General features: G+C 69.5%; 22 protein-coding genes and 3 pseudogenes. 13 read left to right on the top strand and 12 right to left on the bottom strand.

Features of this window, described 5'->3' with window-relative positions; genetic code table 11:
• The first annotated feature begins 38 nt into the window (after positions 1-38).
• Together JW613_RS09670 and JW613_RS09665 are read left to right on the top strand one after the other, a co-directional pair.
• Positions 39-833 carry an SDR family NAD(P)-dependent oxidoreductase gene (locus JW613_RS09670; protein ID WP_209210291.1) on the top strand — a complete coding sequence of 265 codons (795 nt, stop codon included), beginning with the start codon at positions 39-41 and terminating at the stop codon, positions 831-833.
• 555 nt (positions 834-1,388) lie between these two features.
• A complete protein-coding gene (locus JW613_RS09665; RefSeq protein ID WP_209210290.1) occupies positions 1,389-1,778 on the top strand; it encodes a hypothetical protein in 390 nt (129 codons plus the stop codon).
• 679 nt (positions 1,779-2,457) lie between these two features.
• Here JW613_RS09665 and JW613_RS09660 read toward each other — a convergent pair.
• On the bottom strand, positions 2,458-3,030 hold the full coding sequence (locus JW613_RS09660; protein ID WP_209210289.1) for a GNAT family N-acetyltransferase: 573 nt from the start codon (positions 3,028-3,030) through the stop codon (positions 2,458-2,460).
• Between the two features lie 311 nt (positions 3,031-3,341).
• A complete protein-coding gene (locus JW613_RS09655) occupies positions 3,342-3,602 on the bottom strand; it encodes a hypothetical protein (protein ID WP_209210288.1) in 261 nt (86 codons plus the stop codon).
• Between the two features lie 112 nt (positions 3,603-3,714).
• Between JW613_RS09655 and JW613_RS09650 the strand changes: the two genes are divergently transcribed.
• The 3 genes from JW613_RS09650 to JW613_RS09640 all read left to right on the top strand — a co-directional run bounded on the left by JW613_RS09650 (position 3,715) and on the right by JW613_RS09640 (position 6,055).
• On the top strand, positions 3,715-4,329 hold the full coding sequence (locus tag JW613_RS09650; RefSeq protein ID WP_209210287.1) for a TetR/AcrR family transcriptional regulator: 615 nt from the start codon (positions 3,715-3,717) through the stop codon (positions 4,327-4,329).
• Between the two features lie 316 nt (positions 4,330-4,645).
• Positions 4,646-5,290, top strand: a complete 645-nt coding sequence (locus tag JW613_RS09645; RefSeq protein ID WP_209210286.1) for a LysE family translocator — start codon at positions 4,646-4,648, stop codon at positions 5,288-5,290.
• Positions 5,291-5,524: 234 nt separating this feature from the next.
• The gene (locus JW613_RS09640; RefSeq protein WP_209210285.1) at positions 5,525-6,055 is read left to right on the top strand and encodes a GNAT family N-acetyltransferase; all 531 of its coding nucleotides are present in this window, start codon (positions 5,525-5,527) and stop codon (positions 6,053-6,055) included.
• A gap of 344 nt (positions 6,056-6,399) precedes the next feature.
• Here JW613_RS09640 and JW613_RS09635 read toward each other — a convergent pair whose 3' ends face one another.
• Entirely contained in the window at positions 6,400-7,185 is a 786-nt protein-coding gene (locus JW613_RS09635) for an ArsR/SmtB family transcription factor (protein ID WP_209210284.1), read from the bottom strand.
• A 512-nt stretch (positions 7,186-7,697) separates the two neighbouring features.
• On the opposite strand from JW613_RS09635, the gene JW613_RS09630 reads away from it, so the two are divergent.
• Positions 7,698-8,204 (top strand): DinB family protein, encoded by a 507-nt coding sequence (locus JW613_RS09630; RefSeq protein WP_209210283.1) that lies wholly within the window; start codon positions 7,698-7,700, stop codon positions 8,202-8,204.
• A 12-nt stretch (positions 8,205-8,216) separates the two neighbouring features.
• On the opposite strand, the gene JW613_RS36750 is transcribed toward JW613_RS09630, so the two are convergent.
• Genes JW613_RS36750 through JW613_RS09615 form a run of 3 tightly spaced genes read right to left on the bottom strand, consistent with a single transcriptional unit; the run spans position 8,217 to position 10,314 of the window.
• The gene (locus JW613_RS36750) at positions 8,217-8,495 is read right to left on the bottom strand and encodes a hypothetical protein (protein ID WP_209210282.1); all 279 of its coding nucleotides are present in this window, start codon (positions 8,493-8,495) and stop codon (positions 8,217-8,219) included.
• A gap of 23 nt (positions 8,496-8,518) precedes the next feature.
• Positions 8,519-9,190, bottom strand: a complete 672-nt coding sequence (locus tag JW613_RS09620; protein ID WP_209210281.1) for a response regulator — start codon at positions 9,188-9,190, stop codon at positions 8,519-8,521.
• The gene (locus tag JW613_RS09615) at positions 9,187-10,314 is read right to left on the bottom strand and encodes a sensor histidine kinase (protein ID WP_209210280.1); all 1,128 of its coding nucleotides are present in this window, start codon (positions 10,312-10,314) and stop codon (positions 9,187-9,189) included. Before JW613_RS09615 ends, JW613_RS09620 begins: the two co-directional genes overlap by 4 nt.
• Before the next feature lie 231 nt (positions 10,315-10,545).
• On the opposite strand from JW613_RS09615, the gene JW613_RS09610 reads away from it, so the two are divergent.
• The 3 genes and pseudogenes from JW613_RS09610 to JW613_RS09605 all read left to right on the top strand — a co-directional run bounded on the left by JW613_RS09610 (position 10,546) and on the right by JW613_RS09605 (position 12,152).
• Positions 10,546-10,911, top strand: coding sequence for a DUF6223 family protein (locus tag JW613_RS09610; RefSeq protein WP_245225251.1), 366 nt, complete (start codon positions 10,546-10,548; stop codon positions 10,909-10,911).
• Between the two features lie 145 nt (positions 10,912-11,056).
• A pseudogene (locus tag JW613_RS37015) lies at positions 11,057-11,224 on the top strand (YxiG-like protein); the annotation flags it as partial.
• 223 nt (positions 11,225-11,447) lie between these two features.
• Positions 11,448-12,152, top strand: a complete 705-nt coding sequence (locus JW613_RS09605; protein ID WP_209210279.1) for a hypothetical protein — start codon at positions 11,448-11,450, stop codon at positions 12,150-12,152.
• Between the two features lie 78 nt (positions 12,153-12,230).
• Here JW613_RS09605 and JW613_RS36745 read toward each other — a convergent pair whose 3' ends face one another.
• The 3 genes from JW613_RS36745 to JW613_RS09590 form a co-directional block, all read right to left on the bottom strand.
• Complete coding sequence (locus JW613_RS36745) at positions 12,231-12,647, bottom strand: hypothetical protein (RefSeq protein WP_209210278.1); 417 nt, start codon at positions 12,645-12,647, stop codon at positions 12,231-12,233.
• A 537-nt stretch (positions 12,648-13,184) separates the two neighbouring features.
• The gene (locus tag JW613_RS09595) at positions 13,185-13,808 is read right to left on the bottom strand and encodes an NAD(P)H oxidoreductase (protein WP_209210277.1); all 624 of its coding nucleotides are present in this window, start codon (positions 13,806-13,808) and stop codon (positions 13,185-13,187) included.
• The gene (locus JW613_RS09590; protein ID WP_209210276.1) at positions 13,808-14,821 is read right to left on the bottom strand and encodes an NADP-dependent oxidoreductase; all 1,014 of its coding nucleotides are present in this window, start codon (positions 14,819-14,821) and stop codon (positions 13,808-13,810) included. Before JW613_RS09590 ends, JW613_RS09595 begins: the two co-directional genes overlap by 1 nt.
• 147 nt (positions 14,822-14,968) lie before the next feature.
• On the opposite strand from JW613_RS09590, the gene JW613_RS09585 reads away from it, so the two are divergent.
• Positions 14,969-18,409 (top strand): AfsR/SARP family transcriptional regulator, encoded by a 3,441-nt coding sequence (locus tag JW613_RS09585; protein ID WP_209210275.1) that lies wholly within the window; start codon positions 14,969-14,971, stop codon positions 18,407-18,409.
• On the opposite strand, the pseudogene JW613_RS35705 reads toward JW613_RS09585, so the two are convergent.
• Positions 18,372-18,500 (bottom strand): annotated as a pseudogene (locus JW613_RS35705) (TetR/AcrR family transcriptional regulator); the annotation flags it as partial. The gene JW613_RS09585 and the pseudogene JW613_RS35705 overlap by 38 nt on opposite strands.
• 382 nt (positions 18,501-18,882) lie before the next feature.
• On the opposite strand from JW613_RS35705, the gene JW613_RS09580 reads away from it, so the two are divergent.
• Positions 18,883-19,662 (top strand): NAD(P)-binding domain-containing protein, encoded by a 780-nt coding sequence (locus JW613_RS09580; protein WP_209210274.1) that lies wholly within the window; start codon positions 18,883-18,885, stop codon positions 19,660-19,662.
• Between the two features lie 76 nt (positions 19,663-19,738).
• On the opposite strand, the gene JW613_RS09575 is transcribed toward JW613_RS09580, so the two are convergent.
• Positions 19,739-20,716, bottom strand: coding sequence for an alpha/beta fold hydrolase (locus JW613_RS09575; protein WP_372447925.1), 978 nt, complete (start codon positions 20,714-20,716; stop codon positions 19,739-19,741).
• A gap of 202 nt (positions 20,717-20,918) precedes the next feature.
• On the opposite strand from JW613_RS09575, the gene JW613_RS09570 reads away from it, so the two are divergent.
• Together JW613_RS09570 and JW613_RS09565 are read left to right on the top strand one after the other, a co-directional pair.
• Entirely contained in the window at positions 20,919-21,530 is a 612-nt protein-coding gene (locus tag JW613_RS09570; protein ID WP_209210272.1) for a TetR/AcrR family transcriptional regulator, read from the top strand.
• A 385-nt stretch (positions 21,531-21,915) separates the two neighbouring features.
• Positions 21,916-23,255 (top strand): annotated as a pseudogene (locus JW613_RS09565) (MFS transporter).
• Positions 23,256-23,278: 23 nt separating this feature from the next.
• Here the strand turns inward: JW613_RS09565 and JW613_RS09560 are convergent.
• Positions 23,279-23,431, bottom strand: a complete 153-nt coding sequence (locus tag JW613_RS09560) for a hypothetical protein (RefSeq protein WP_209210271.1) — start codon at positions 23,429-23,431, stop codon at positions 23,279-23,281.
• Positions 23,432-23,707 lie beyond the last annotated feature (276 nt).

The following is a 23,707-nucleotide window of genomic DNA, read 5'->3' as shown; positions in this document are numbered from 1 at the left end:
TACGCACCGCCACACACCCTCGACGAGGAGGAACCATCGTGCAGATCGACCTTTCCGGCCGCACCGCCCTGGTCACCGGCTCCACCCAGGGCATCGGATACGCCATCGCTGTCGGCCTCGCCCGCTCCGGAGCCCGGGTCGCCGTCAACGGCCGGGGCACGGAGCGCGTCACGGACGCGGTGGAGCGGGTGCGCGCCGACTCCGGCAGCGACGAGGTCATCCCCGCCGTGGGCGACCTGGCGACCGAGGAGGGCGCCGCGGCGGTACTGGAGGCCGTCCCCGAGGTCGACATCCTGGTCAACAATCTGGGCATCTTCGGCTCCGCCGCCCCGTTGGAGATCGACGACGCCGAGTGGCGCCGCTACTTCGAGGTGAACGTCCTCTCCGCCGTCCGGCTCATCCGCTCCTGTCTGCCCGGCATGACAGAACGGGGCTGGGGCCGAATCCTCAACCTCGCCAGCGACTCGGCCGTGGTCGTCCCTGCCGAGATGATCCACTACGGCATGACCAAGACCTCGCTGCTCGCCGTCAGCCGCGGCTTCGCCAAGGAGGCGGCCGGCACGGGCGTGACCGTCAACTCCGTCATCGCCGGACCGACGCACACCGGCGGCGTCGAGGGCTTCGTCCGTGAGCTGGTCGGCGACGAGCTGCCCTGGGACGAGGCACAGCGCGAGTTCATGATCAAGCACCGCCCGCAGTCACTGATCCAGCGCCTCATCGAGCCCGAGGAGATCGCCCACCTGGTCGTCTACCTCTCCTCGCCCTTCGCGTCCGCGACCACCGGCGGCGCCCTGCGCGTCGACGGCGGCTACGTCGACTCGATCCTGCCCTGAGCGGCCCGGCAACCGCCGGTTCCTGGCTCGCGGCTCCGGTTCCCGATCCCCGGTCCCCGGTCCCCGCCGGTGGCCGGGGCGTCCTTCGCCTGAGCCGAGGACGCCCCGGCCACCGGCCGTTTCCATAGCGGACGACACCATCCGTCATACGCGTTGAACCCGCGCTTGCCCTTGATATGCGTCCGCAACACCCGCGTCCGGTCCACGCGGCGGCGTACGGCGACCGTCCCGGCATCCAACTCGCGGTGGGAGCCGACTCCACGGTGGCGAAGTAGACATCGAGCCGGCTCTCGTCACCCGCCGTCCAAAAAGAGCTCAATCCGTGCTTGGTCCGGGCGTCGCCGATGTTGAGGATGTCCGATCGGCACAAGGCTGCCTCGTCGTCGTCCAGGTGGACTGGGCGAAGGTCAGGTAGAGACCAACCTTCAGATCCAGCCCGGAATACGTGTTTCGGCGAGACCCGAAACAGCTGTCGCGCACCGGACTGCCGAGACAGCATGTTCCGTAACGGGGTGATCGTCGTGCCCCTCCAACGGCACCCGAGAAGGAGAGAACATGCTGCGGAAGACAGCATTCGCGACCACGACCGCATTCCTCGCCCTCGGCACCCTCGGTTCAGGCATCACTGTTGCTCATGCGGGCGGGCCCGACATCCACCGTGCGGAGGCGCCCGTCGGCGTGCTGGGCAAGTGCCCGGACAGGAACAGGGCAGAGATCCCTGGCGCCTTGGCCGTGTGGGAGATCCGCTGCAAAGGCAAGGACTGGGTGGTACTGGATGGAAGGCTGAAGGACACGAAGAAGGACGGCAAGTGCGCCAGGCTCAGGTTGGTGGCCGAGGAACACACCCTCTACAGGAAGGCCTGCGGCAAAGGGAAAGTCGTCGACCTCAACAGCATGATCGCAGCTAAAGGTAACTGGCTGAAGGTTTATCTGTACACCCGATGACTGATCAGCTCTGTCACCGTCAGTGCTGGCCAAGGGTTGTATCACCGGCGCCTCCGGGCACATCGCCTCCGCGGTGATTCCCGAACGACATTCCGCCAGCACACCGAGACCCGACTCGCCCGGTCGGACCGCTCCGCCGCGCCCGTGGAGACGCTGAGCGTCGACGTCCGGCGCGGCGTTCTCGATGATCTCGACGCTCTGAGTGCCGCAGCGCGAGAGGCCGACGAGGTCATCCACCTCGCGTTCGATCACGCGCAGCAGGGAACTGGTGATCTCGTCGGCGCCGTCTCAGCGGGCCTTCGAGCCGTCCCGGCCAGCGGCGCGCCCCTGGCCGACACGAACAATCCCACCGTCGGTACGAAAGCGGCGGGCGGGATGGCGCCTCGCAGGACATCCCGGCGTACTCACGGAGGACACCACTCTGCCCGGCAGTCCGCGTATCGACGCCGGTAGCAGCGTGATCGTCCTGACGCGACAGGGCGTGCGCTCATCGGTCGTGCGCCTGCCACCGGCGGTGCACAGCCACGGCCGCTACGGTCTCTTCTCGGGCCTGATCGAGACCGCCCGCGCCATCGGCACGTCCACATACCTGGGTGACACACCGCCGTTCCGTGCGCGCGAACTCCGCGAGTTCCTCGCCTTGCCCACCATGAGGCGCAGAAACGGACGAAGCGGCCTGTCAACGGGCAGGGATCGGCACGGTCGACGGCCGCCACTCCCGCCTGATCAATCCGAACACCCACGTGTCGGACACCTCGCCGTTCACGACGCACTCTTCCCGCAACGTTCCCTCGCGCACGAATCCGATCTTCTCCAGGACCCGGGCAGATGCCACGTTGCGCGTATCCGTTTCGGCCTGAACCCGATTCAGATCCAATGTGTCGAATGCCCACTGCAGCACAGCGCGCGCGGCCTCCGTCGCGTAGCCGTGACCCCACACGGCATCGTCGAGGCAGTAGCCCAACGACGCGCTGCGGTGGACCGAGTCCCATTCGGTCAGATGGCACCATCCGATGAAGGCCCCGTCAGAAGCACGGTCGATGGCCAGCCGCGCCCCGGTGCCTTCGTCCGCCACCTTCCGGCACATCGCGATGAAGCGCTCAGCGCGAGCCCGTTCGCTCCACGGCGGTGAGTCCCAATAGCGCATCACCAGGGTGTTGCTGTGCAGCGCGAAGAGGGGGCCCGCCTCGGCGTCGGTGAAGGGTCGCAGTCGCAGGCGAGGGGTGTGCAGCGTGGGAGTGGTCAAAGCCATGGGCGTCATCCTGCTTCCTCAGGGGGTGGGCAGAACACCGAATATCGATCCCGGTCCGGTCCTCCGCACGACCGAGGCACCGCCTACCAGCAGATCGTGCACGCCTTCAACCAGCACCCCGACCGCATTCCAGGCCTGTGACCCCTCTTCTGCCCCCTGGCTGGCGCTCCCGTCGGGCATTCCTCGCCGCGGCACGGCGTCAACTCGGTGGCTCAGCCCGGTGAACGGGGCTGTCCAGGACGGCTCCGGCACCGCTGTCACAGCAGCCATATCCGGAGGCAGCGCAGCTCGCCGGTCGGCCTGCGGACCTCTCACGGATGGTGGTCCGCCCGCCGTGTCACGTGGTGACGGCGCGCCGCCATTCCCAGCAGGACCGATCCCGCGATGCCCACCAGGAGGGTTGTCCACTCGGGCATGTGGGCTGCCCGCATGAGGCCCGCGACGCCAAAACTCGTATCCCATCCGGCCTCCGTGATGGCCGAGCCGAAGCCCTGGATGACAAGGATGGCTCCGAACAGCCACAGCAGCCCCTGACTCGTGCTGCTGTCCGGCCTCTTGGACTGATTCGCCATGACGAGCTTTCCCTCTCGATGTTCGCGCGTCGCCGTTCCGATGCGGTCGCATCACATCGTGCAGCCATCCGGGATACGATGCAAATGCATCAGAACGCGAGGAGGAGTAACCGTGCCCAGGCAGGTCGACTACGAGGACCGACGCCGACGGATCGCCGAGGCGGTCTGCGCCCTGATCGCACGCTCGGGCATGGATGCGGTCAGCCTCCGCGACGTCGCCGCCCAGGCCGGCGTTTCCATGGGAGCTGTCCAGCGGTGCTTCCGCACCAAGGAGGACATGCTGCTCTTCGCACTGGAGCACATCTCCCAGTACGTCAGCGAACGCGCCAACCAGCGCATCGCTGCCACGTCCACCCCTCAAGCCGCGTCGACCCTGCTGTCCCACAGCCTGGCCGAACTCGCCCTGCTGGACGATGCATCGAAGACACAGGCCCACGTCTGGCTGGCCTTCGTCGCCCATGCCCCTGCCAGCGAGAAACTGGCTGCCGTCCTGCACGACACCTATGCCAAGCTCCACGACCTCATTGCGTGGATCATCCGCTACGGCCAGGACACCAGGGAGTTTCCCCAGACCCTTGACCCCGACCGCGAAGCGCACATGCTCCTCGCCCTGGCCGACGGCCTCACGGTCCACGTCCTGGCAGGCCACCACTCATCGGCCGGCGCGCTGGCCACCCTTCAACGCCACATCGACCATCTGCTGGAAGACGGGTCCGACTGCAACTGACCCCTTCGCTCCGGACATCGGATTCACCTCAGTGCAGGCCGGCAACAGCAACCTGCCCAGCTTGGGTCAGGAGCTACGGGACATCGAGTGACCTGGTCGACGAACATGGACACTTCGCAGCTGAGCTTCGCCGCACCGGGCCGTGGTCAAGAATGTCGGCCCGGGGTGCATGCAGGCCCCGAGCGGCAGGAGCGTAACCTATTCCGCAGTAGGCGAGTCATGCTGCTGACACAGCTCAGCTCCGCAACGGCCCCCGGGGTCGGCGGCTCCCCCACTCTCAGGTGTCGGTGCACAGAAGCGACCAGGAGGTTGACCGGTGATCACTCTGACCGCGGTGGGAGGGGTGGCTCTGGTCGAATTGGGCATGGCCCTGACTCCGGGACCGAACATGGTTCACCTCGCCTCCCGCGCGATCACCCAAGGCCGTAGGGCGGGTCTGATCAGCGTCAGTGGGACCGCCGTCGGATTCCTGTGCTATCTGCTGGCCGCGGTCGCGGGCCTGTCCGCGTTGTTCGCCGCTGTGCCGGTGGCGTTCACCGTGGTCAAGCTCGCCGGAGCCGCCTACCTGGCCTACCTCGCCTGGGGCATGCTCAAGCCCGGCGGCCGCTCGCCTTTCGCCCCGGCTCAAGACCTGCCCCCGATCTCCGACGCCCGCCTGTTCTCGATGGGGCTGCTGACCAACCTGCTCAACCCCAAGATCGCTCTGATGTACGCTGCGCTGCTCCCCCAGTTCCTGGACCCGCAGGCAGGCCCGGCCTGGGCGCAGCTGCTCCAACTTGGTGGTGTGCAGATCATCGTGGCGGTCACTGTGAACACGCTGATCATGCTCGCTGCAGCACGGGTCTCGGGGTTTCTGGCCGCCCGCCCCCGCGTCATGGCCGCTCAGCGGTTCACCGCAGGCGGCCTGCTCGGCGCCTTCGCCCTGCGCACCGCCTTGTCCCGTACCCCCACCTCCGCCTGACCTGCCCCTCGTGCCCGACGAGTCGCGCTGCTTGGGTCGCCTTCCTTGAGTTCACCCACTGTGACGCCAGCACAGCAACCGTGAAGTGCACCGTTCCCTGGCGGTGAGCGAGGGAAGAACCGTCTGTAGGCGGTGACCGGCAGAAGGCCTGCCCACCGACAGAGGCCTGCAAGGTCGGCAGTTCGCCGTCGATATTCGCTCGCCACCGCAGCGGATGCTGTCCATACTGCGGCAATGGATCCGGTAACTCTCGAGACCGACCGCCTGGTGCTCAGAGCCTTCACCTCCGCCGACGTGGATGCGGTGTACGAGGCTTGCCAGGACGAGGAGATCCAGTTCTATACGCCGGTGCCGGTGCCGTACCGGCGTGCGGACGCCGAGAAGCGCATCGGTGAAGAGTTGCCCGCGGGTTGGAGCACGGACAAGAGCTACACCTTCGGGGCCTTCCGTAAGGACAGCGGCGCCCTGGTCGGGTCGTATTGTCTGTTCGTCGTCATGCCGGGCGTCTGGGAGATCGGCTACTGGGCGGTCAAAGCGCAGCGTGGCCACGGGTACTCGGTCGAGGCCGCCCGGGCGCTGTGCGACTGGGGCTGGGCCACCCTCGACGTTCACCGCATCGAATGGTGGGCCATGGTCGGGAACATCGGATCCCGAGCCGTCGCCGAGAAGCTCGGCTTCACCGTCGAGGGGACCCTACGTAACCGCGGCATTGCCAACGACGGCAAGCCGCACGACTGGTGGATCGGCGGTCTGCTGAAGCCCTGAGGCCGGGCGTCAGTTCGATCGAGGCGGACGCGTGGCCGACCCGATTCTTCCTCCAGTACGGGCTCGAATTGCTTCTGGGACAGGCAGTGGAACAGGTGAGCGAGCCTGGCGTCGACAAAGGGGATCGGTGCCGCCAGAAGGGCGTCCAGGTCAGAAGTCACACTCGGGCCCCCCGCGACCCGAGATGGTTCCTGTGCTGGACCCCCGACCAGGCACGTGACTCCTCCCGCCGTACGGAAGAACACACCGCACGCCCTCACCACACCGACACGTCAGCCATCAGGCCCTCGAAGAGGGGCATGTGCGACGGCCGATCCCCTGGCGGCGGCCCGCCGGGAAGAGGGTCAGGCCTTCTCCAGAATCGTCTTCAGCTCCGACATCATCATGATCCAGCCGCCGCTGACCCCCTCGAGCATCTTGGAGTCGGCCGAGGTGAAGCCGTCGTGGGTGATGGTCAGCTTCACGCCCAGCTCCGGCTCCTCGGCGGGCTCGATGTCGAAGGTGACCTTCGAGCGCTCCTTGGCCGCCTCGGCGAACTCCGCGTCGCTCATGCCGAACATCTCCTGATGCATCGGCTGCAGCGTGTGCCAGGTGTAGGCGAGCCGCTTGCCGGGCTCCGCCTCGGTGACGACCTGGCCGAGGTCCTGCGGGTCGCCGCCCTCCTCGACCGGCCACAGCACCTTCGAACCGACCTTCCAGTCGGAGGAGGGCGCCCAGCCACCGTGGTACTGCTTCAAGAACTCCGGGCTGGTGAGCCCCTCCCAGAGATTCTCGGGCGTGGTGTGGATGTAGATCGTGTAGACGAACTCGGGCTTGCTCATCGCCGTTCCTTCCAGGGCCTGCTTCAAATTGCTGAGCGCGGCCATCCGACCCCGCTCGTACTGGCCGATCCAGCGGTCGGCCATATCGTGGAGGGGCACGGGATTGAGGTAGTGCAGCCTCTCCCGGCCGTGCCGGACCACCGTGATCAGGCCCGCGTCCTCCAGCACCGACAGATGCTTGGACACCGCCTGCCGGGTCATCTCCAGCCCCGCACACAGTTCGAGCAGGCTCTGCCCAGCCCTCTCGTTCAGCCGGTCCAGCAGCCGCCTCCGACTCGCGTGCGCGAGCGCCTTGAACACCTCGTCCATGCCGTTCCATCCCCTCCCCCATCACATTGGCAACCGATTGGTTGCATGTCAAACGGGCGGGTGATGGGTGATGTGACAGTCAGCGCTCGTACCACCACGCAGCGATCACAGCATTAACGCAGGGTGGGCCTGGCGGGAGGGCGAGTCAGCTGACCAGGCCAGGAGGGTGCGGCCCGTGGCGCCTCGGCCGCACCCGGCCGGCCGTGCTCGCCGAAGCAGCGGAAGCCCGCCGCCGAGGCAAAACTGTTGGAGCACACACGTTCACACCACCGACGGTGCCTTCCCGGCGTCAGCGAGGCCTTCGCATGCCCTGCCGCAGCGCCCCCTCAGGACCTCACTCCTGGCTGATCACCTGGCCGGTCAGATGGGAGGGGTGAGGTAGCCGGCGAGGGTGTAAGCGGCGGACAGCACCCGTGCCATGAGCGGCCTTCCGGCCTGCCTGGGCAGCCGCAGGTTGGGTCCGTCATCAAATACCTCGACATCGATCGCGGTGATCGGGGACGCTTCGCACAATGACCAGAATCGACGACACGCCGCCCGCGTGGGACGAGCGCACCCAGCTCACCACGTTCCTCGACTACGCACGTGACACCGCCCGCGCCAAGTGCGAGGGCGTCTCTGCGGAGAACGCCCGCAAGGCACTCCTGCCGGGCTCCCCTCTGATGACCATGAGTGGAGTGATCAACCACCTCCGCTGGGTCGAGTACTACTGGTTCCAGGTGGTCTTCCTCGGAGAGGAAGACGGGGGCCCCTGGACCGAGGAGGACCCCGACCGCGAAATGCGTATCGCTGTCGACTTCCCGCTCACGCGGTTGCTCGACGAATACGCGGAACAGAGCGCCCGCTACCGGGAGCTGGTCGCCGGGAACGACCTGGACAAGCAGGCCCAGCGAGCTGTCCGCGACGGTCTCCACGTCGACCTGCGCTGGATCCTCCTTCACCTCACCGAGGAGACGGCCCGCCACAACGGCCACCTGGACATCCTGCGCGAGATGCTCGACGGCACGATCGGCGACTAGATCCGGCGGAGATCATGGACGGAGCCGAGGCCGGAGCCGGATCGAGGCGACGGTGCCGGTGCCGGTGCCGGTGCCGGTGCCGGTGCCGGTGCCGGTGCCGGTGTCGATGTCGCGGAAGACGGAGCCGCGCTTGGCGAACTCGTGGCCGTGGTGGCACGGGAGTCCTTCAACGCGTTGATGGTTCGCTCGCGAGTCCTTCAACGCGTTGATGGTTCGCTCGACTTCGGGGATGGTGTTCTTGATCTGCCTTCGCCGCAGGTGGCGGCGGTTTCGGCGGGAGAAGTACGCCATGTCGCCGCCGAGATGGTCGGGCGTCAGGAGCTGCGCGGAGTGATCGGAGTGACCAGCCCGGTTTCGTAGGCGAGGACCACGAGCTGGGCGCGGTCGCGGGCGTGGAGCTTGGCCATGGCCCGGTTGATGTGGGTCTTGGCGGTCGCCGGGCTGATGACCAGGCGGTCGGCGATCTCGTCGTTGGACAGACCGCGTGCGGCCAGGGCGACCGTCTCGCGTTCGCGGCTGGTCAGCTCCTCCGGCCCGCTGCCGATGCGGGCGGGCGGTGGCTGGGTGATGTATCGATCGATGAGCTTGCGGGTGATGGTGGGCGCGAGCAGGGCATCACCGCGGGCGGCGACGCGTACGGCGTGCAGGAAGTCCTCCGGCAGGATGTCCTTGACCAGGAAGCCGGCGGCGCCGGCGCGCAGCGCGTCGAAGACGTACTCGTCCATGCCGTAGTTGGTCAGTATGACGACGTGTACGTCGGCCAGGGTCGGGTCCGCGGCGATGCGCCGGGTCGCCTCGATGCCGTCCATGAGGGGCATCTGGATGTCGATGAGAGCGACGTCGGGCAGCCGCTTCTTGACGAGGGCCAAGCCCTCTTGGCCGTCGGCGGCCTCGGCCACCACCTCGATGTCGTCCTCAAGGTCGAGCAGCGCTCGGAAGCCGCTGCGGATGAGGGGCTGGTCATCGACCAGCAGGACCCGGATCACAAGGCTCCGTTCGTGGGGAGTTCGGCCTGGACAGTGAAGCCGCCCGCGCTGCGCGGCTCGGTGCGCAGGCGGCCTCCCAGTGCCGTGACGCGTTCGCGCATGCCGAGCAGCCCGAGCCCGGGCGTCGGTGCGGGATGCAAGGTGGCCTTTCCGTTGTCGTCGACGCGGATGGCGAGCGTGCCCGGCCGGTGGTCGATGAGCACTGAGGCCGTGGTTGCCGCGGCGTGCCGGACGACGTTGGTGAGGGATTCCTGAACGATCCGGTACGCAGTACGGCTCACCGCGGCGGGCACGTCGTGCGGGTGTCCTTCTATCGTCAGCGTCGCGTCCAAGCCGGTCCCTTGGAACCGTTTCACCATGTCGGGTATGTGGCCGAGTCCGTGCGGCGGAGTGGTGTCGTCGTCGCGCAGCGCCTCGAGGGTCGCGCGCAGCTCCCGGCTCGCCTCCCGGCCGGCTCCCTGGATCGCGAGCAGGGCCTCCGGCACCCGCTCGCCGCGGCGCCGGGCCACATGGACAGCAACCTCCGACTGCACCTTGATGACCGAGACCTGGTGGGTGAGCGCGTCGTGGAGCTCCCGCGCGATGCGCAGCCGCTCCTCGTCGGCCCGGCGCCTGGCGGTCTCCTCCCGGGTGCGCTCGGCTTCGTCTGCCCGGTGTTCGGCCTGCCGCACCGCCTCCCCTGCGGCGTACGCAGCGACAAGCCAGGCGAGTTCAAGGGTGTTCCGAGCCTGCGCCACGACCTCGCGCAAGGACCCGGCATGAAGGTCCAGGGCCACGAGATGGAGCGCGGCCAACAGGCCCACGGAGACGGCCAGCGTGCTGACCCGGTGCCCGGCGCGTACTGCGCCGTAGACCGCGACCAGGTACGAGACGGCGAGCGCCTCGAACCCGGCCCGCAGATAGCCCACCGCACACAGCCCGGTGACGACCAGGACCACGAGCGGTGCCCGGCGGCGCGCGGCCAGCGTCAGACCGCCGGCCGCCAGCAGCACGGAGCCGAGCAGCTCGGGCCCCCCGGACGGATGCGGCCCGGACAGCCCGGCGCTCAGCAGCAGCGCCGCCACGCCCGAGGCGGTCACCCAGTCGGTGACTCCGGCCGGGACAGCGAACCGTCCTTTGTTCATGGGTGCACCGTAGCCGGACGCGGTTGTGGGCGAGTCCGGCTCGTGGACGAGCGCTTGGCTACCGCGTACGCGGTACCGGCGCGCCGTCTGCCGCCGCCGCGGTATCCGGATCCCGCGGCGGCGGCAGGGGGAAGTGCCTGCATCTGCTGGACGACAGGCGGGAAGAGCGACGCGCATGCTCAAACGGCACATGGAACTTCGGAAGCGGCAAGCGAGAAGAGGGAGAGCAGTATGAGCGCTTCAGCAGCACTGATGGCGGCTGCCGAGGGTGGGGTCGTCGGTGACGGGCGAACAGGCGCCAACCTGGCCCTCGGAGCGGGGGCGCTCGGGCTGGCCATCGGCTGGCTGTCCATGGCCCGCGTCGGCCGCCGGATCAGCACCGGAAACGCCCGCGCCGGCGGGTCGGCGGCCATCGCGGTGGGAACGGTCGGCGTGGTTCTCGCGGTGCTGCACCTGGCCACCGCCGGCGGCGGTCCCGGCACCGGCAACGGACTCGTCGGCGCGATCGTGGCCGTCCCGCTGGGGTTGGGCGCCGTGCTTCTCGGCCGCCGGGCTCTGACCCGCTGCTATCGCGCCGGTCGGCCGCCGACCGGGTGACTGACTGATCGGTACCCGGTTACGACGTGCGTGCGGCCACCGCGCGCCGGACCCGTAGGCGGCGACACCGACGGCCGACACCGCGCCCCGGAACCCGTCGAGGACAAGTCGAGGACAAGGGGAGGACAAGGGGAGGGCGAAGGCCGGTCGGCCCCTTCTCCCCGAGTCGGAAGCGACCCGCCGCTGGTCGACGGCCATCGGGATCGTTTCTCATGACGTACGCATCAAGACCAACGCGCACAACCTGACCTTGCTCTTCTCGGGCCGCCAGGTGAGCGAGGCCCCCGTCGGATACACCCCCTTCCTCACGGATCGAACGACAGCTTCCTTGGGAGCTCGAGGTCGTTCTTCCAGTGATGGACAGGGTGATCTGAGCGCCGTCTGCCGCCGCATGGACGAGGGACTGCTGGCCGGGACCGAGCCGTCATGGAAGAAGTCCTCAACTCACCAACCGAACCGCATGAGAGCCCATACGCTGCACGGGCGGACGCAACAAGAAGCCACCAGCCCCGGAACACGCCCCCGAGGAGAGCCAGATGGCGGTGCATGTCAGCAGCGAGATCCTCGAACACATCGGAGAGGCCGAGGCGGGCCGACACGCCCGCACCCGCACCTACACCTGCGGCGCATGCCTCACGGTCAGCGACGCGACCACCGAACCGGGCATCGCGGTCCTCTCTGTCAGCCCCGAGATGTCGCAGCTGAGCACCGTCCACGAACGGTGCGTACCCCCTCAGGTGGTCCGCCGCTGTCCCAGCGGAAGCCTGGGGATGTCCACGAGTACCGACCTCGTTTCCCGGGCCGTCACCGTCCCCGCCCCCGGCGGCAACCGACCCGCCCTTCTGTTGGCCTGGGAAGAGTCCGTCACGCTACTGGTCCGGTCCCCTTCAGCCGGCGATGTGCCGATCTCACCGGTACAGCGGTTCCTCATCGACCAGGGCCTGCACCGGTTCTTCGCCCTGGGCAAGCGCCCTCCGGAGTCGCCCGGCTGGCTTGTGCGACAAGGCCCGGCCGATGCCCTCCAGGTCGACGGGCCCGGACACCGGCAGCTCGAAGACGGCCGCATGTCCGCCCCTGCCGCCTGGCGGTCGCTGGTCGCCGAGGCTGGTGAGATGACGCTGCTGGTGGGCCAACTCGACCACGGGACCCTGTACGCGAATCAGCCGTCATGGACGGCGTACGGACAGGCACTACGCGGAGGACGCCTGGTGACCGGGACCGTCAAGGCCACGCTCCTTTGAACCAGGCGCTGGTACTTCGGCAAGGCGAGCGCTCATCGCGATCGGACACGCAGTAGCCGTTGAACGGAGAGACGCCGCCTAGCTCCAGTCGACCGTGAGGCCATCGCGCTCGAAGGTCTCCTCGACACCGGCCCAGTCCTCTACCCACTCATTTGTGCAATTGACGCTCATGCCGACGTCGTCGGCGATGCGGATCATGACACCTGTGGCCTCCACGGGGTCCTCCTCCCCTCCCGGCAGGTCACACATCTTGTCGACCCGGATGTGGCGGTCCCGGTTCCTGCCGGACGCGATGCGTCCCACCACGCCGAAGCAGGGGGTGGCGCCCGCATACTTCGCGATGATGTCGGAACGGTCCGGCACCGCCGCCACTAGAAGACGGTCCGCCGGGCCGGAGAAGTGCAGATCCACAGGGACGCGGCGGCCGAACAGCTCAACCAGAGCCTTGGCCCGCATGGAGCCGATCGGCTCTGTGATCACTGCCTGCAGCGTCATGAACGGGCCGTCAGTGATGGTGACGACGGCTCCCCGTCCGATGGATGGGCCGGACACAGCCGCTTCTCCTCCTACGCAAGCGAGCGTTGTTCGCCCGGGCAGCGTACCGGGGCGGCCGGACACAGCAGGGCCCCCTGCCGGAAAGCGGGCTCACATCTCAACGTGCTGCACACCGCCAGTTGGCGGAAACAAACCGCAGGAGAGAACACCGGCATCGGGCTCGGGTCGCAAGAACCCGCATCTTCTCCTCGCGGCCCCCTGGCCTTCGGCACCGAGCCGGTACCACGCTGCGCCCGGCGAGATCACAGGAGGTCGGTCGTGTCGTCGGGCGGCAGGGCAGCAGGGCGGCAAAGAGGCGGTGGGTGAAGACGCGCCGCCTGGCCTGGCCGGGCAACCACCACGGCGCCCGTGTCACGACCGCCCAGAAGCCTTCCTCACCCTGCGAGGGCTCGAAGCGACAGCCCGGGGCCGGCCCAGCACCTGCGGCCGGCCCCCTGCCGATCATCCGGAGCACTGTCAGGAGACGCCGGAGCACTGTCAGGTGCCGCCCGTTCGCACCGGCGGCAGCACCTCGTCGAGCGCCGGGTCCACTGTGTTCAGGGCCTGTTGGCCGGCGGTCAGTGACTCGTACACGAAGTGCACCACCGCGTCATCGATGCCGCAGAAGCCCGAGATGCCCTCCCGCAGGGTGCGGGAGACCACCTGGTCCCAGCCGAGTTCGGTGAACTGCTCGCGTCCATAGCTGACCAGGCTGAGCCAGAGCATCCGCTTGCCGTGCAGCCGCGGTCGGCTGCCGCCGTAGGCGAGGCCGTGGTTCCACACGCGGTCGATCCAGCCCTTGAGGACGGCGGGGAGGCCGAACCACCACAGCGGGAAGACCACCACGATCACATCGGCCGCCTCCACGCGGGCCATATGGGCGTGGACCTGGGGTGAGTACGGCTTTTCCGGGTCTGCCCAGTCCGGCTCGTCCGCCGGAGTCATCCGGGGGTCGAAGTCCTCCGCGTGCAGATCGAGGAGGTCGATACCGAAGCCGTCGCGCGTCAGCCGCTGCTCGGCCCGGTCGGCGAGTTGGGCCGTCAGGGAATCCGCGCGAGGGTGGGCGAGGACCAGCAGGGCGCGCGGGGAGTGCGCGGTGGTCAGCGGGGAGCGCGGGGCCATCAGTTGCTCCCCAGCCGGACGAGCATCTTGCCCGTGTTGGCGCCGCGCAGCACGCCCAGGAATGCCTCGGGAGCCTGCTCGATCCCCTCGGCGACGGTCTGCTCCGTACGCAGCGAGCCGTCTGCCAGCCAACCCGCCGCCTTGCCGATCCACTCCGGGAAGAGGTCGAAGTGGCTGCTGACGAGCATGCCCCGCAGGGTGACCTCGTGTGTGGCGGCGCGGAAGAGGTTGTCGGGTCCGGGCACGGGCGCCGTGGCGTTGTAGCCACTGATCGCGCCGACCATGGCGATCCGTCCGCCGGGGCGTATGGCACCGATGGCTGCCTGCAGGTGGTCGCCGCCCACCGCGTCGAGGTAGACGTCGATCCCGTCGGGTGCCGCCTGTCCGAGTTGCTCGTCCAGGTTTCCCAGCCGGTGGTCGACGGCCGCGTCGAAGCCGAACACGTCGAGGAGTTTCTTCGTCTTCTCCGGGCCGCCGGCCGAGCCGATCACCCGCGCCGCTCCGAGCTTCCGGGCCAGCTGTCCGGCCACGCTGCCGACCGCGCCGGCTGCGGCCGAGACGAAGACGACGTCCTTCTCGCGGACCGGAGCGGTTCGGGTCAGCGCGGCGTAGGCGGTCAGACCGGTGGTGCCGAGGGGGCCGAGGTATGCCGTCGGCGGGGCGATCGTGGTGTCGACGACGGTGGCTGCCGTCGCGTCCAGGACGGCGTACTCGCGCCAGCCCAGGAAGTGCGAGACGGCCGCACCGACCGGCACGGAGGCTGCGCGGGAGGCGATCACTTCACCGATCGCGCTGCCTTCCAGAGCACCGCCGAGCTCGAACGGCGGGATGTAGGAGGGTGCGTCGTTCATCCGGCCGCGCATGTACGGGTCGACGGACATCCAGGTGTTGCGGACCAGGATCTGCCCCTCGCCGGGGTCGGGCAATTCGGTGTGGACCAGTGTGAAGTTCTCCCCCACCGGCTCCCCTGCGGGACGCGAGGCGAGCCGGATTTCACGGGACGAGACGGACATGAGACTACCTCCGGGCAATGTGTGCGACGGGTTTTCATGACCTGCTGACGGGTCTTGGTGACCTGCTGTGGCCACGGACAGCACAGTGCCCGGGTCCACGCACGAACTGCTGACACTCCACGCACGGACACCGGTTAACGTGCTCACATGCGATTCGAGGTGCTGGGGTCCGTCACGGTCCGTACAGATGACGGAGCCCCGGTTGCCGTGCCCGAGGGCAAGGTCCGCGCGCTGCTGGCCGATCTACTGGTGCACTTCGGCCGGCCGGTGCCGGTGGACCGGCTCATCGACGACCTGTGGGGCGACGAGGTGCCCGGCAACCCCGGTAACACTCTGCAGACCAAGGTCTCGCAGCTGCGCCGGGTACTGACGAGGTCCGACCCCGGCGCCCGCGACCTGATCGCGTACGGGGCGGCGGGCTACGCGCTCCGGGTGCCCGACGACGCGGTGGACGCGGGCCGGTTCGTCGAGTCGATCACCCGTGCACGGCGGTTGTCCGAGCCGGGGGCCCGGGTCGCGCTGCTGGCGGAGGCACTGGAGCTTTGGCGCGGGGGAGCGTACGCCGACTTCCGTGACGCCCCCTTCGCGCAGGCCACGATCGCCCACCTGGAGGAGCAGCGCCTGACGGCACAGGAGGAGCTGGCCGAGCTCCGCCTTGATCTGGGGGAAAGCGCCTCACTGGCCGACGAGTTGGCGTCCCTCGCTGCCGCCCACCCGTTGCGTCAGCGGCTGTGGGCGAGCCTGATGCGGGCCCTCTACCGTTCCGGGCGGCAGAGCGAGGCGCTCACGGCCTACCGCGAACTGCAGCGGCGCTTCGCCGAGGAGTTGGGCATCGACCCGGGGCCCGAGCTGGCTGCCCTGCACGAGGCCATCCTGCGCCAGGACCCCGCTCTGTCGCCCGTGCCGGCTGCCCCCTCCGTGCCACGCTCCGTGTCCGTATCGCCTCCCGCGTCCGCTGCACCACCGCCGTCCGAGCCCGCGAGGGAGGCGTCGGCGCCGCAGCGTGCCGGAGTGCCCGCGCCGCTGAGTTCACTCGTCGGCCGTCGGGATACCATTCCGCGGCTGTGCGCGCTGGTCGAGTCCACCCGGCTGGTCACCCTCACCGGGCCGGGCGGGGTCGGCAAGACCCGGCTCGCGTTGGCGGCGGCGTCCCGGCTGGCGGATGGTTCAGCTGTCTTCGCCGACGGCGTCCGGTTCGTCGAGCTCGCCGGGACGGGGCACGAGGTGGCAGAGACGGTGGCGGTCGCCCTCGGTATCCGCGACGACGACACCGGGCACCCCGAGGCCCGGGACGGAGACGGAGCGCAGGGCGGGAACGCGAGAAGCGGCGGGGCAGGTGGGGCGAGCCAGAACTCAGCCGGCGACGGGGGCACGAGGAACGGCGGAAGCAGCCCGAAGACCGACGGAGGCCCGGAGATTGGCGAGGTTGGGCGAGGCGAGGGTGGGCGGGGCGCGGTTCGGGCTCGGCTCGTCGATGCGCTGGCGGCGCGGCGACTCCTGCTCGTCCTGGACAACTGCGAACACCTGGCCTCTCCGGTCGCCGAACTCGTCGGCTACTTGCTGGGGCACGCCCCGGGGCTGCATGTCCTGGCCACCAGCCAGGAGCCGCTGGCTCTCTCCGGGGAGGTGCTGGAGGCGGTCGCTCCCCTCGCCGAGAACGAGGCCATGGAGTTGTTCGCCGAGCGGGCCGCAGCCGCCGCCGGCGGATTCACCCTGGACGCCGGCAACACCGAGGCCGTCGCCCTCATCTGCCGCCGCCTCGACGGGATTCCCCTGGCCCTGGAGCTGGCCGCGACCCGGGTGCGGACCCTGGGCGTACACACACTGGCCGACCGCCTGCACGACCGCTTCCGGCTGCTGAACCAGGTGCGCCGGGATGCCCCGGCCAGGCAACGCACGCTGCGCGCGATGATCGACTGGAGCTGGGAGCTGCTGTCCCCGCCGGAGCAGACCTTGCTGCGCAGGCTCGCCGTCTTCGTCGGAGGGTTCACGCTGGAATCAGCCGAGTCGGTCTGCGCGGGCGAGGGCATCGCCACCGACGAGGTACTCGATCTGCTCTCCCGCCTGGTGGACCGCTCCTTGGTCGTCGTGGCGCACGAGGGGCAAGCAGCGGACAGGCCCCGGTACCGCATGCTGGAGTCGGTGCTGGCCTACGGTCTGGAGCGTCTTGAGGAAGCCGGGGAGGCCGAGGATGTCCGCCACCGCCACGCGCGGCACTTCACCGAACTCGCGGAGCACGCCTGTGAACTGCTGCACGGCCACGATCAGCGGTACTGGCTGCAGCGCCTGGACGCCGAGTCCCGCAACCTGCGCTCCGCGCTCGCGCTGGAAGAAGCCGAGTCCCTCGGGCTGCGCCTGGTCAACGCCCTCAGCTGGTACTGGTTCCTGCGCGGTCGCGTCGGCGAAGCGCTCCGTCGGCTGGACCAGGTCCTCGCGCGGACACCGGTGGCCGCCGGGCACACCTGCGGTCCCGCCCGGGCCTCGGCCCGTGCCAGGCGCGCCGCGTTCGCGCTGCTGAGCGGGGTCGATGTCCACCCCGACGAGGATTTCGACGGCGCGGACGTACGCAGCCTATGGCTGCTCGCCTACGCCAGATGCGGTTTCGGCAATCCACGTCCCGGGCTGCGGGAGGCGGTCGAGCTGACCGATCTGGAGGCACTGGGCGCCCGGTTCCGGGCGCTCGGTGACCGGTGGGGCGAGGCAGCCCTCCTCAGCGTGCGCGCCACCCGCGCCGTGTACCAGGGAGATCTGGTGGCCCTTCGGCAGCACGCCGAGGCTGCGGCCACCCTCTTCCGGGAGTTCGGCGATCGCTGGGGACACTTGCAGTCCTGCGAGCAGCTGGGCGTGCTCGCCGAGATCGCCGGGGACTACGCGGCGGCAGCACGCCTGCACCAGGACTGCGTACGGGACGCGGAGGAGCTCCAGCTGTGGACCAGCGCGTCCTTCGGGTTGGCCAGGCTGGGCCGGATCGCGCTGCTGACCGGTGACCTGGAGCGGGCCACCGAGTACCACGAGCAGGCCAGGCGGCTGGCCGCGGAGCAGTCCCACCGCCCAGCCGAACAGTTCGCGGTGACCGGTCTCGCACTCGGCGCCCGACGACGCGGCGACCTGGAGACCGCGCAGACCCTGCTCCGCCCGTGGCTCGATTGGAACAGGCGGTTCGGCGTCGACTCCGGCACGGCGCTGATCCTGGCGCAGCTCGGTTACGCAGCCGAACAGCGCGGCGACACCGAGGGCGCCGCGGCTCTCCACCGGGAAGGGCTGACCGTCGCCCGTCGCACCGGCGATCCCCGTGCGCTGGCGCTGGCGCTGGAGGGCCTGGCGGGGGCCCACGCGGCAGCGGATCACCCCGAGCGCGCCGCGTGCCTGCTGGGGCGGGCCGCCGCCCTGCGTGACTCCGTCGGTATGCCGCTGCCTGCCGCCGAACGCGTCGATGTGGACCGGGCGTCCGAGCGCGCCCGTGCTTCCCTCGGCGAGGCGGAGTTCGCTTCCGCGTTCGCCCGCGGACGGGCCGGGCAGGCCGTGCGAGAACCCGACAGCCTCACGGCGGGCCGAATACCTCACGCAGGCGCAGAGCCAGGGCGGTGACGTGCTGTTTCCAGTCGCCCTCGGGGCGGTAGCTGTCCACGGAGGTCGGCAGAATCCGGTCGGCAACCGCGCGCAGCAGTTCGGGCTTGTGCGCTGCACTTGCCGGTGCGCGCACCGCGTGCATAATGAGGGCAACGTCGGCCGGTCACACGACACACTCGGCGTCGGTCGGGAGTCTTGGCTGTTCGTCATGGGGAAACACACAGAAAGAGCACTACCGCGACGCGGAGAGCCGCTTCCGCGCCTCCAGCACGGCGCGGACGATCCTCGGAGAGCCGGACACCGGCGCCGCGATCGTCTGGCAGGAGACCACGCTGCCCGGCCGCGACCGACCAGGGGTCCGGGGCTACCGGCCGGCCCCGACAGCAGACGCCGACGCCGTACCCCGCAAAGACACCTCGGCTCGACCGGACTGCCGCAACCACCGCGGCCGTACAGAGTCGCACCGGCACGAGCCACAACTACCGCGCACCATGGAGGACGACACAGTGCAGCGAATCGGCATCATAGGGGCGGGCGAAATCGGCAAGGCCATCGTCGAGGGCCTGCGCAGCGAGGGCGGCGCGTCCCCGGAGGTCTTCCTCTCTCCCCGGGGGGCCCGCGTCGCCGCCGAACTGTCCGAGCGCTTCGAGGGCGTCCAGGTGTGCGCCGACAACCAGGAGGTGGTGGACCGCTCCGAGTTGGTGATCGTCGCCGTGCGCCGCCAGGACCACCAGGAGGCGCTCGCCGGGCTGAAGGTGGACGACGGCAAGATCGTGGTCAGCCTGATGGCCGGTGTCGCCATCGACGACTTGCGCGGGACCCTCGCCACAGGCGCCCCACTCGTCCGCGCCATCCCGCTGCCCGCGGTGCGCGAGCGCCGCTCCGTCACCGTGACCTGCCCCTCCCACCCGACGGTGGACGCTCTCTTCGAACAGCTGGGCGGGGCGATGCCCGTCGCGGACGAGGAGGCCTTCAACGTCTTCTCCGCACTGACCGGGACGCTCACCGCCCACTACACCTACCTCGCCACACTCACCTCGTGGGCCACCGCCCACGGCATCGCCCCCGACGCCGCCGACCGGTATGTGCGCGGCCTCTTCCAGAACGTGGGCCGCTCGCTGAACGACGAGTCACGCCCTCTGCATCAGCTCGCCGCCGACCATGAGACTCCCAGAGGGAACAACGAGCGGATCCGCACCACGTGGTTCGACCCGGCCAACGCCGCGGCCCTCCAGGAGGCCTTGGACGGCCTCCTCTCGGACCTGAAGTGACAGCTCCCGGTTGCGCCCGGCCTCTGCTATCTACCCCCCACGCTTTGACCACCGGCGATGGCGGAGTGCAGAGGGATTAGTCTCCGGTCCCCCGGGCCGTGGGGATGTTTGCCGCGGTGCGGCTGTCCCGGTACGGGGCCAGGAAGGTGGTCAGCGCGGCAAGCATCTCCTCCGGAGCTTCCTCGGCGGGGTAGTGCCCGCAGCCGGGAATGACGACGCTCTCCACCTCATCCGCGGCACGCTTCATCGTTTTGCCGACCGCTTCACCCAAGTTCTCCGCCCCCGCGACTGTCAGCACGGGAAGGGTCAGCCGTCGGGCCGCACGCTGCTCGTTCTGCGCGAGGGTCGTGTCGATCGCGCGGTAGAACTCGAAGCTGGCACGCCGGGCTTCCGGTGCGGCGGCGAGGGTTTCGACGTAGTACTGGACGGCGTAGTCGGGCAGGGGCTTCGCCGCCTTCGTGGCGAACTGGTGACCGTAGAAGAGCTGTTCCCGCCCGCTGACCAGTTGTTCGTTGAGGTCGGTGAGGCGATTGAAGGTGAAGTGCCAGAGGCTTTCATTCGCCTTCCGGCTGCTGAAGAGCGGCGGGGAGGGGGACAGTCCGGGGATGGAGGCCTCGGCGACGGCGAGGCGGTCGAGCCGGTCCGGGTGGTCGGCGGCCAGGGCATAGGCGGTCCACATGCCGATGTCGTGGCCGACCATGGCGAACCGCTGGTGCCCGAGCGCCGCCATCAGTTTCACCATGTCGCCGGCAAGGGTGCCTGTGTCGTACCCGTCCCGGGGCTTGTCGGACAGTCCGACACCGCGCGAATCGGCCGCGACGACGTGGAAGTCCTGGGCCAGCGTCGGCATCAGGAGGCGCCAGGCGTACCACGTCTGGGGCCAGCCGGCCAGCAGCAGAAGCGGGGGGCCTTCGCCACCGGTGACGGCGTGCAGTCGCACCTCACCGGTGTCGACGTACCGACTGGTGAACGTCTCGGTGAACCGGGCCGGGAGGTGCGGCACATCAGAGACGGAACCGGGGCCGTCGGGCGTGGGGAATGGGGGTGGCGCCATGTTCATGATGATCCTCTCTGCGGGGATTGCCGCAGTTCGGGGCGTAGGGCGACACCGACCGTCCGGCCCGCCCTGAGTGAGGCCGTGGGAGGCCGCTCGTCGATCACGCTAGCCATCTTGGACCGATCGGTCAATGATGTGGCTCGTCCCTCCACGAGCCAGGTAGGGTCCCGATGGCAATGTGAAGCAGGAGGTGGGCGGCATGTCGGGCCGGAAGCAGTTCGATGTCGGCGCGGCCCTAGACCAGGCAATGCGGGTGTTCTGGCAGCGCGGGTACGCGGATGCCTCGCTCGGTGCCCTGTGCTCGGCCACCGGCCTCGGCCGCGGGTCGCTCTACGGCACGTTCGGCGGCAAGGACGCCCTGTTCCGCCAGTGCCTCGACCGTTACGAGTCGATCTACAGCGAGCAGTACGGGCAGGCCCTCGCGGCGCACCCCGGTAACCCGGTGCGGGCGTTGGAGGCCTTCTTCGACGTCATCCTGACCCGTATCGCCGACCCGTCCGTCCCCGCCGGGTGCCTCGTCGCCCAGTCCGCCACGCAGTCAGCGACGCTGGAGCAGGAGAACAGCGCCAAGGTCCGCGACCTGCTCGACACGCAGCGTCGGCGGGTACGCGCGGCGCTGGCGGATTCTGCAGCCGATGCCCAAGTGCTCGACGAACTGGCCACGTTCGTCGTCGCGGTCAATCAGTCGCTCGCCGTGCTGAGCCGTGCCGGTACGTCGGACTCGGAGCTGCGTGCGGTGGCCCGGCTCGCCTGCACAACGGTGGCGGACACCCTCGCCCGCGCCACTTCCGGGGGCGCCGCCTCCGACTGACCGGCGCCGTGAAGCCGCCCCGCTCCGGGGTACGGGTGTCGCCCCCTGTCACTGCCGACGGGAACGGCACCGTGCAGGGCAGGGCAGGACAGGGGCCGGTGCGTGGCCGACCTCGGCCGCCAGGCGCAGGTCCACATGCGGGCGGAGCCCGGGCGTACATCTGTCCGGCCGGCAGCGGGACGACAGCCGCCAGGCGCTGGCTGGACCACGGAGGCGGGCCGCCCAGGTGCGTGTCCCGCCCGGTACCACGCGGCAGCCCACAACCTGCCCGGCGGCGCAGGCGCCATGTCCGCATGCCGGGACGGCGCCGGTACGCAGGAATGGAGGTGCGGCCGAGTCGGGTTGTCCGGTGGCACAGCAAGAGCGCCGGAGAGGACATCCATCGATGACGCAGTCGCAGGAGCGGACGCGGGAGACGGGCCAGGAGCCGAAGCCGGGAAAGCGGGAGGGCGAGGGCGAAGGCGACCGGTCGCCCCGGCGGTCGGGGCGGCAACTGTTGGCGGCCTCCGTCGGGAACGGTGTCGAGTGGTACGACTGGTTCGCGTACTCGTTCCTCGCCGTCTACATCGCGGATGAGATCTTCCCCAAGGGGGCGGACAATTCGCTGGTTCCGCTGCTGTCCACCTTCGCCGTCTTCGCTGTCGGCTTCTTCATGCGGCCGGTCGGCGGACTGCTGTTGGGGGCGGTCGCCGACCGGGCCGGACGGCGCTCCGCGCTGACGCTGACGATCCTGCTCATGGGCGGCAGCAGCCTGCTGGTCGCGGTCACCCCCAGCTACGCGGCAGCCGGAGCGTTCGGGCCGTGGTGCTGGTGATCGCCCGGCTTGTGCAAGGGCTGTCCGTGGGAGGGGAGTTCGCCGCCTCCACGACCTTCCTGGTGGAGTCGGCCGGCCCGGGCCGCCGCGGGCTGTTCTCCAGCTTCCAGTACGTCTCGACGACAGCGGGCCAACTGGCCGCCTCCGGTGTCGCTGCGCTGTTCGTCTCCACGCTGGACGACAGCCAGATGCACCAGTGGGGCTGGCGGGCTCCGTTCGTGATCGGGGCGCTGCTGAGCCTCGCAGGCTTCTGGGTACGGCGGGGCGCGCAGGAGACACGCAGCGACAAGCACGCCGGTGGGCCGCGTCCCGGGCTCTTCGACGCGCTGCGCAGCCACCCCCGCGAGTCCCTGCTGATCGTCGGGATCACAGCCGGCGGGACGATCGCCTACTACGTGTGGACCTCGTACCTGCCGACGTACGCGCAGGTCAATGCCGGGCTCGACAAAGGCGATGCGCTCGTCGCCGGCACGATCTCGTTGGTGTTCTTCATGCTGCTGCAGCCACTGGGCGGGCTGCTGTCCGACCGGGTGGGCCGCAAACCGCTGCTGCTGACCTTCGCGATCGGGTTCGCCGTCGTGTGCGTTCCGCTGCTGCACGCGGTCGGCGATTCTCTCGTATCACTCCTGCTGGTGCAGTGCGCCGGAATGGTGCTGCTCACGGGCTACACGGCCATCGCAGCCGCGGTCAACGCCGAGGTCTTCCCGGCCCGGGTGCGTGCCGCGGGCATCGGCTTCCCCTACTCGCTGGCCGTGGCCCTCTTCGGCGGCACCGCTCCCTACGTCGGCACGCTCTTCGAAGAGCTGGAGATGCCCGACGCCTTCCCGTGGTACGTCACCGCGCTGTGCCTGCTGTCGGCACTGGTGTATCTGCGACTGCCGGAGCGGGCCAAGGAGGACCTGGAGCGGTGACCGGCAGGCGGGTGCGCCGCTTCCTACGGGGCCAGTACGAAGATCCCGAACAGCATGAAGCCCACCCCGAACAGGAAGATACCGCTGAACAAGAACAACTCGGCACGGCGGCTCAACGGATTTTCCCGGAAGTACTTCAGCGGCCCCGTGGGCGCGCCCTGCGGTCCCAACACCACCAGCTGTCCCCCTCTCGTCCTGACAGTCGTCTACCCGCGCCCTTCCAGCTCACCCCCACTCAGCAAGAACTCGGGCAAGAGCAACAGGCCGGCGCGGAGCTGCGCCACTGTCGTGGCCCGGAGCTCTGCCCGGGGCGCGTCAGGTGGCGGTCAGGGCTTTGGCGACTGTGACCGGTCACCCCGCGCGAACGCGGGGTGACCGGGGATCGCTGGGTGCTCTTCGGCGGCTTGCGGAGCACGACCGATCGGGTGCGGGCAGCAGTCCGGTGAAGTGGT

Source organism: Streptomyces smyrnaeus (assembly GCF_017676345.1).
In the GTDB taxonomy this organism is placed as follows: Bacteria; Actinomycetota; Actinomycetes; order Streptomycetales; family Streptomycetaceae; genus Streptomyces; species Streptomyces smyrnaeus.
This window is presented reverse-complemented; position numbering and strand designations above follow the sequence as displayed.

Coding starts and splice junctions, on each gene's coding strand:
- JW613_RS09665 (WP_209210290.1), top strand. CDS start 1,389: ATGCTGCGGAAGACAGCATTCGCGACCACGACCGCATTCCTCGCCCTC.
- JW613_RS09660 (WP_209210289.1), bottom strand. CDS start 3,030: ATGGCTTTGACCACTCCCACGCTGCACACCCCTCGCCTGCGACTGCGA.
- JW613_RS09655 (WP_209210288.1), bottom strand. CDS start 3,602: ATGGCGAATCAGTCCAAGAGGCCGGACAGCAGCACGAGTCAGGGGCTG.
- JW613_RS09640 (WP_209210285.1), top strand. CDS start 5,525: ATGGATCCGGTAACTCTCGAGACCGACCGCCTGGTGCTCAGAGCCTTC.
- JW613_RS09635 (WP_209210284.1), bottom strand. CDS start 7,185: ATGGACGAGGTGTTCAAGGCGCTCGCGCACGCGAGTCGGAGGCGGCTG.
- JW613_RS09630 (WP_209210283.1), top strand. CDS start 7,698: ATGACCAGAATCGACGACACGCCGCCCGCGTGGGACGAGCGCACCCAG.
- JW613_RS36750 (WP_209210282.1), bottom strand. CDS start 8,495: ATGGCGTACTTCTCCCGCCGAAACCGCCGCCACCTGCGGCGAAGGCAG.
- JW613_RS09615 (WP_209210280.1), bottom strand. CDS start 10,314: ATGAACAAAGGACGGTTCGCTGTCCCGGCCGGAGTCACCGACTGGGTG.
- JW613_RS09610 (WP_245225251.1), top strand. CDS start 10,546: ATGAGCGCTTCAGCAGCACTGATGGCGGCTGCCGAGGGTGGGGTCGTC.
- JW613_RS09605 (WP_209210279.1), top strand. CDS start 11,448: ATGGCGGTGCATGTCAGCAGCGAGATCCTCGAACACATCGGAGAGGCC.
- JW613_RS36745 (WP_209210278.1), bottom strand. CDS start 12,647: ATGACGCTGCAGGCAGTGATCACAGAGCCGATCGGCTCCATGCGGGCC.
- JW613_RS09595 (WP_209210277.1), bottom strand. CDS start 13,808: ATGGCCCCGCGCTCCCCGCTGACCACCGCGCACTCCCCGCGCGCCCTG.
- JW613_RS09590 (WP_209210276.1), bottom strand. CDS start 14,821: ATGTCCGTCTCGTCCCGTGAAATCCGGCTCGCCTCGCGTCCCGCAGGG.
- JW613_RS09585 (WP_209210275.1), top strand. CDS start 14,969: ATGCGATTCGAGGTGCTGGGGTCCGTCACGGTCCGTACAGATGACGGA.
- JW613_RS09580 (WP_209210274.1), top strand. CDS start 18,883: ATGGAGGACGACACAGTGCAGCGAATCGGCATCATAGGGGCGGGCGAA.
- JW613_RS09575 (WP_372447925.1), bottom strand. CDS start 20,716: ATGGCGCCACCCCCATTCCCCACGCCCGACGGCCCCGGTTCCGTCTCT.
- JW613_RS09570 (WP_209210272.1), top strand. CDS start 20,919: ATGTCGGGCCGGAAGCAGTTCGATGTCGGCGCGGCCCTAGACCAGGCA.